Origin of the sequence: Mesorhizobium sp. M7A.F.Ca.CA.001.10.2.1 (assembly GCF_003998575.1) — a bacterium.
Taxonomy (GTDB): Bacteria; Pseudomonadota; Alphaproteobacteria; order Rhizobiales; family Rhizobiaceae; genus Mesorhizobium.
Genome location: NZ_RZQY01000435.1, coordinates 1 through 5,060 on the forward strand (window position 1 = coordinate 1; position 5,060 = coordinate 5,060).

Here is a 5,060-nt window from a genome sequence, read left to right on the forward strand (position 1 = left end):
GCGCTGGACGGTCGAATACCAGGGCAAGGCCATCAAATTCACGACGACAAAACTCCGCAGGCAGGTGAGTTTCCGCAAACGCATGCTGGCCAAGGCCAAGGTGTTGCCGCCTCAGTTGGACCCGGCTGCCTATCGCAAGTGGATGGACTGGCTCATTCAAAACGCCGCCGAGGCCGACCCGCAGACCGGCGATGCCTTGGTGAGCGAGAAAAGCTGGCTTGACGACCTGCCTGAGCTGGCCGGCTGGCAAAATGAAACACCGCCTCCAGAGACCAGCTAAGAGCGGCGACAGTATCCAAATGCAAGCAGCGATGGCACTCGTTGCGTTTGCCATGCCTGCCAGTTTCGGCACACATTGATGGCGAAGGTAGTCTGACCAGAGCTGGCTCGCTGGCAATCAGAATTGAAATGAGACCACATGGACCGCTTCGACCTCGGCACCTACCGCCGTCCCATCTCCACTCGTTCTTCAGAAACCCAGCGTTGGTTCGATGTTGGCCTCAACTGGTGCTACGGCTTCAACCATGAGGAAGGCATCAAGTGTTTTGAGAAGGCGCTCGAAACAGATCCTAAATGTCCGATGGTGCATTGGGGCATCGCCTATGCCGCCGGACCTTTCTACAATCTGACCTGGAAAGAACATGGCGAGGCCGAGGCCGACAGCGCGACCAAGCGCTGCTTCGAGCATGTCCAGCTGGCCCGGGCCAATGCGGCTTCCGCCAACGAGATCGAGAAGCGGCTGATCGAGGCGCTGGCCGCCCGCTTTCAGAAGCCATACCGGGTGAGCCCAGAGGAATTCGAACGGTGGGATGATAGCTATGCCGCCGCGATGCGGCTTGTGTATCGGGACTGTCCCGACGACCATGATGTGATGGCACTGCTGGTCGAAGCGCTGATGATGCGCACGGTGCGGCGGCTGTGGAACCTCAAGACCGGCGCGCCGGCGCCGAATTCCGATGTCGTCGAGGCGCTCGACGTCTGCGAACGGTCGGTCCGGCTTGCCGATGAGGCCGGCGCAGCACAGCATCCGGCGATCGTCCACCTGCACATCCATCTGCTGGAAATGTCCACCATGCCGGAGCGCGGCATGCGGTCAGCGGATCTGCTCGGCGAAATGTGCCCCGATGCCGGGCACATGAACCACATGCCGGGGCACATCTATGTGCTGTGCGGCGAGTATGAGAAAGCCAAACGCGCCAGCGAAAAGGCGGTACGCGCCAACGACCTCTATCTCGCCTATGCGGACGAGCCGACCTACTATTTGCTCGGCTGCTGCCACGATCTGCACCTGATGATGTTCACCTGCATGTTGTCGGGCCAGTACCAGCCTGCACTGTGGGCCGCCGATCGAGTGCGCAGCCTGGTCGCGCGCGACGTGGTCGCCATCCCCGGCCGGCCCAAGCTCACGCAGACGGTGGAAGGCTACCATGCGATGAAATCGCATGTGCAAGTGCGCTTCGGCCGCTGGCAGGAGATCATCGACGAACCGGCGACCGCGGAGCCAGGCCTCTATGTGCTGACGGCGGCCATGCAGCACTACGCCAAGGGTGTGGCGCATGCGACGCTTGGGAATTTCGCTGAAGCCGAGCGCGAGCGCGAAGTGTTCCATCGGCATCTGAAAGGCATTGCGCCCGAGCGGCGCTTCCTCAGCAACCCGGCGCAGGCTTCGCTGGCTGTCGGTGTCGCCCTGCTCGACGGCGAGCTGGCGTACCATCAGGGCCGGCATGACGAGGCCTATGGCCATTTGCGGCAGGCGGTCGAGCTTGACGACAATTTGTCCTACACCGAACCGTGGGCCTGGATGCACCCGCCGCGCCATGCGCTGGCGGCGCTGCTTCTCGACCAGGGCCACGCGCAGGAAGCAGAACAGGTCTATCGCGACGATTTGGGCCTGAGCGGCACGGTGCAGCGCTGCGCCCAGCACCCGAACAATGTCTGGGCACTGCACGGGCTGGTGGAATGCCTGAATCGGCGCGGCGAGACTGATGAATTGCCGATATTGCAGACAAGCCTTGCCGCGGCGCTGGCCAGGGCGGATGTGCCGATCACCTCGTCCTGCCTGTGCAGGACGAGCGCGCAGCAAGGCTGCTGTCACTGACGCGAAGTCAGCCTGCCGCCATTGTTGCGGCCGATCGGCTCGCCAAACAAATTGTCGGCCGATCATCGTTGGCGGTGGAAACCTCGCCGCCCGGTCGTGTCACCTGCCGATCAGCCCAGGCTCCACGCTTTGTCTCGTACCACGCCTTCCTCGATCAGCACCGAGCAGTCTATCTCATCGTGAAGTTGGGCGTTTGGGTCGGACAAAAGCCAGGAAGCATAGGACCGAAGCTGCTTGAGCCTGGCTGTTTTCTCAAGCCGGGCCTGGCGCTCATCCTCGGCTGCCGGTCTTCTGTCCTTCTGGGCAGGAAATTGCATGCTGGCTCTCCTCGGTCACCGAGCTGCGCTTCGATTGAAGCCAACACATGCGCTGGCGAGAGTCGCCATCCATCTGGATGATGGCGGACCCTTATCAACAATGCACCCGCGCCACCGCCGGGTGCTCCCTGGTCCGGGTTCGCTGCGGCGCATCGGCACTCGGCAGTCGGACGCAGCCAGGGGAATGGAACCAGATCGGCCGTGCGACGTCATAGAAGCAGGTGCTCATACAGGAGTGTGACCTCCATGATCAGGCTCGTTCTTGCCGCTGCCGCCATGCTCGTCATGGCATGGGACGCAACGGCGGCGGCAAAACTGGACGCGGCCACTGTCAACAACGCCCAATTTGACGGCAGCGAAGCGAAAGGCGTCAGTGCGACCGTGCTGAAGGCGCAAATCCTCCTGGATCGTGCACGCTTCTCGCCAGGCCTGATCGACGGCCGCCAAGCGGAGAACTTCAGCCGGGCAGTCGGTGCGTTTCAAGCGGCCAACGGACTGCCTGCCGACGGCAAGCTTAACCGCGAGACATGGGACAAGCTGGTCGCGAGCTCCTCGCGCCCGGCGCTTGAGACCTACGAGTTGACGCGCAAGGATGTGCGTGGACCGTTCACCAGGCGAATTCCGGCGCGCATGGAGAGGATGGCCCGCCTGCCCCGGCTCGCCTATCACAATGCCCTGGAAAAGATGGCGGAGCGCTTCCACAGCAGCGAGGAACTGCTTGAACGGCTCAATCCCGGCATCGGCTTCAGGAAGGCGGGGCAAAAGCTGCTGGTGCCAGCTGTAACCCGAGGTGATCCGCCGCAAGACATTGGGAACGTCGAGGTCGACAAGAGCGCTCGCCAGGTTCGCGTGCTCGACCCTTCCGGCAAAGCGCTTGCGACGTACCCCGCCTCGATCGGGAGCCAGGAGAAGCCCGCGCCGAGTGGCGAGGCAGAGGTCAAACGCGTGGTGCGCCACCCAACCTATCACTACGATCCCGAGTTTGCCTTCAAGGGGGTGAAGACGAAGCGCCCCTTCACGATCGCTGCCGGGCCGAACAATCCGGTGGGATCGGTCTGGATCGATTTGTCCATCGATAGTTATGGCATTCACGGGACTCCGGACCCAGGCAAGATCGGAAAGACCTTCTCGCATGGTTGCATCAGGCTGACCAACTGGGATGCCGAAGACCTCGCCTCCGAAGTGCAAAGAGGCACAAAGGTCGTCTTCAAGGAAGAAGCGGCAGGATCGGTCGAACAAGGATCGCAGTAGGCAGGCGCCACGGGCTAACTTTCGACCGTGTGACTGGCGTCACCGAAGGCGTAGGGCGGCGCCCCTACCCCAGCCACTTCTCGTAGTCGGACACCAGCAGATGGACCGGGGCAACGTCTTCGTCGATGTTGGAAAAACGGCCGATCGGTTCGCGAAACACATTGTCGGTGAGATCGTCATTGACGGTCGAGACCTCGCCGATCAGCACGTCCTTGCCCTCGGCCCAGAAGGCATGCCAGACGCCGGGCAGCAGCGTGACGCTCTGGCCCGGGTCGAGCTTCAGGAGCCCGCCCGCGGGCAGCCTGTGGATGGTTCCGTCGACCGGCACCGAAACCTCCGCCTTGGGATCGATGCCGCCGTCGCGGTCATGCATGAACAGTTCCAGCACCAGCTTGCCGCCGCCACGGTTGATGATGTCCTCGGCCTTGATGTTGTGGCGGTGCATCGGCGACAGCTGGTCCTTGCGCGAGATCATGATCTTCTCGGCATAGAGCATACCCATGCCCTTCTTCATGTCCTCGTAGCGGCCGTTGCGAACGGTGAACAGGAACAGGCCGAGTTCCCTGAATTTCTCTTGCCCGTAATCGGTGATGTCCCAGCCGAGCCGCGAGGTGAATACGGCCGACGAGTCGACCTGACGCGCCTTGGCCTCCTGCGGCGACCAATAGGCGAAGGGCGGCATGATGTAGCCGAACGAGCGGATGAAAGCGTCGGCTTCGCGGATGATGTCGTTGATGGCGGAGCGCTTCATGATCATGATCCCTTCGTATCGATTTGTCTGGCAGATCGCATAGCCGAACGCCGATGCGGTGTCGATCCATCTCGCCGTCCTGTCCGGCGTTGCGCAGGGCGTATGGACCACAGATCCGCTTGCCTGGCCGCGTGACATCACGGATTTTCAGGGCCATAAAACCCGCGGATTCCTCATGGGGTGAAAGATGATGCCGACCGTTCACGATCTCGATACGCCATCCATCCTGATCGACGCCGCGCGCGCGGAAGCCAACATTGCCCGCGCCCAGGCGCATGCCGACAAGAACGGGCTGAAGCTCCGGCCGCATATCAAGACGCACAAATTGCCCTACTGGGCGAAGAAGCAGATAGCGGCCGGCGCCGTCGGCATCACCTGCCAGAAGATCGGCGAGGCCGAGGTGATGGCCGATGCCGGGCTGAACGATATTTTTCTTCCCTACAACATCCTTGGGCGCGCCAAACTGGAACGCCTTCTGGCGCTGCACGGGCGCGTCACCCTGTCGGTGACAGCGGACAGCATGGAGACGCTCGAAGGGCTGGCAACCACCTTCACCGATGCCGGCCATCGTTTGCAGGTGCTGGTCGAATGCGACACCGGCATGGGACGCTGCGGCGTGCAGTCGGCTGATGAAGCGGTTGCG

General features: G+C 62.3%; 5 protein-coding genes and 1 pseudogene. 4 read left to right on the forward strand and 2 right to left on the reverse strand.

What is annotated here, in order from left to right; translation table 11 throughout:
- Window positions 1–280: pseudogene (locus EN964_RS23960) on the forward strand (hypothetical protein); the annotation flags it as partial.
- A 138-nt stretch (window positions 281–418) separates the two neighbouring features.
- Window positions 419–2,098 carry a tetratricopeptide repeat protein gene (locus EN964_RS23965; RefSeq protein ID WP_127270689.1) on the forward strand — a complete coding sequence of 560 codons (1,680 nt, stop codon included), beginning with the start codon at window positions 419–421 and terminating at the stop codon, window positions 2,096–2,098.
- 110 nt (window positions 2,099–2,208) lie between these two features.
- Here EN964_RS23965 and EN964_RS23970 read toward each other — a convergent pair whose 3' ends face one another.
- Window positions 2,209–2,415, reverse strand: coding sequence for a hypothetical protein (locus tag EN964_RS23970; RefSeq protein ID WP_164749017.1), 207 nt, complete (start codon window positions 2,413–2,415; stop codon window positions 2,209–2,211).
- A gap of 246 nt (window positions 2,416–2,661) precedes the next feature.
- On the opposite strand from EN964_RS23970, the gene EN964_RS23975 reads away from it, so the two are divergent.
- Window positions 2,662–3,666, forward strand: coding sequence for a L,D-transpeptidase (locus EN964_RS23975; RefSeq protein WP_127271881.1), 1,005 nt, complete (start codon window positions 2,662–2,664; stop codon window positions 3,664–3,666).
- A 64-nt stretch (window positions 3,667–3,730) separates the two neighbouring features.
- On the opposite strand, the gene EN964_RS23980 is transcribed toward EN964_RS23975, so the two are convergent.
- Window positions 3,731–4,417, reverse strand: coding sequence for a D-lyxose/D-mannose family sugar isomerase (locus EN964_RS23980; RefSeq protein ID WP_127258087.1), 687 nt, complete (start codon window positions 4,415–4,417; stop codon window positions 3,731–3,733).
- A 190-nt stretch (window positions 4,418–4,607) separates the two neighbouring features.
- Between EN964_RS23980 and EN964_RS23985 the strand changes: the two genes are divergently transcribed.
- On the forward strand, window positions 4,608–5,060 hold a 453-nt coding region (locus tag EN964_RS23985; RefSeq protein ID WP_206528750.1), incomplete at its 3' end, for an alanine racemase.

What these genes read in the sequence shown, in the direction of transcription:
- EN964_RS23980 (WP_127258087.1), bottom strand. Translation starts at nt 4,417, where the DNA reads ATGAAGCGCTCCGCCATCAACGACATCATCCGCGAAGCCGACGCTTTC.
- EN964_RS23975 (WP_127271881.1), top strand. Translation starts at nt 2,662, where the DNA reads ATGATCAGGCTCGTTCTTGCCGCTGCCGCCATGCTCGTCATGGCATGG.
- EN964_RS23970 (WP_164749017.1), bottom strand. Translation starts at nt 2,415, where the DNA reads ATGCAATTTCCTGCCCAGAAGGACAGAAGACCGGCAGCCGAGGATGAG.
- EN964_RS23965 (WP_127270689.1), top strand. Translation starts at nt 419, where the DNA reads ATGGACCGCTTCGACCTCGGCACCTACCGCCGTCCCATCTCCACTCGT.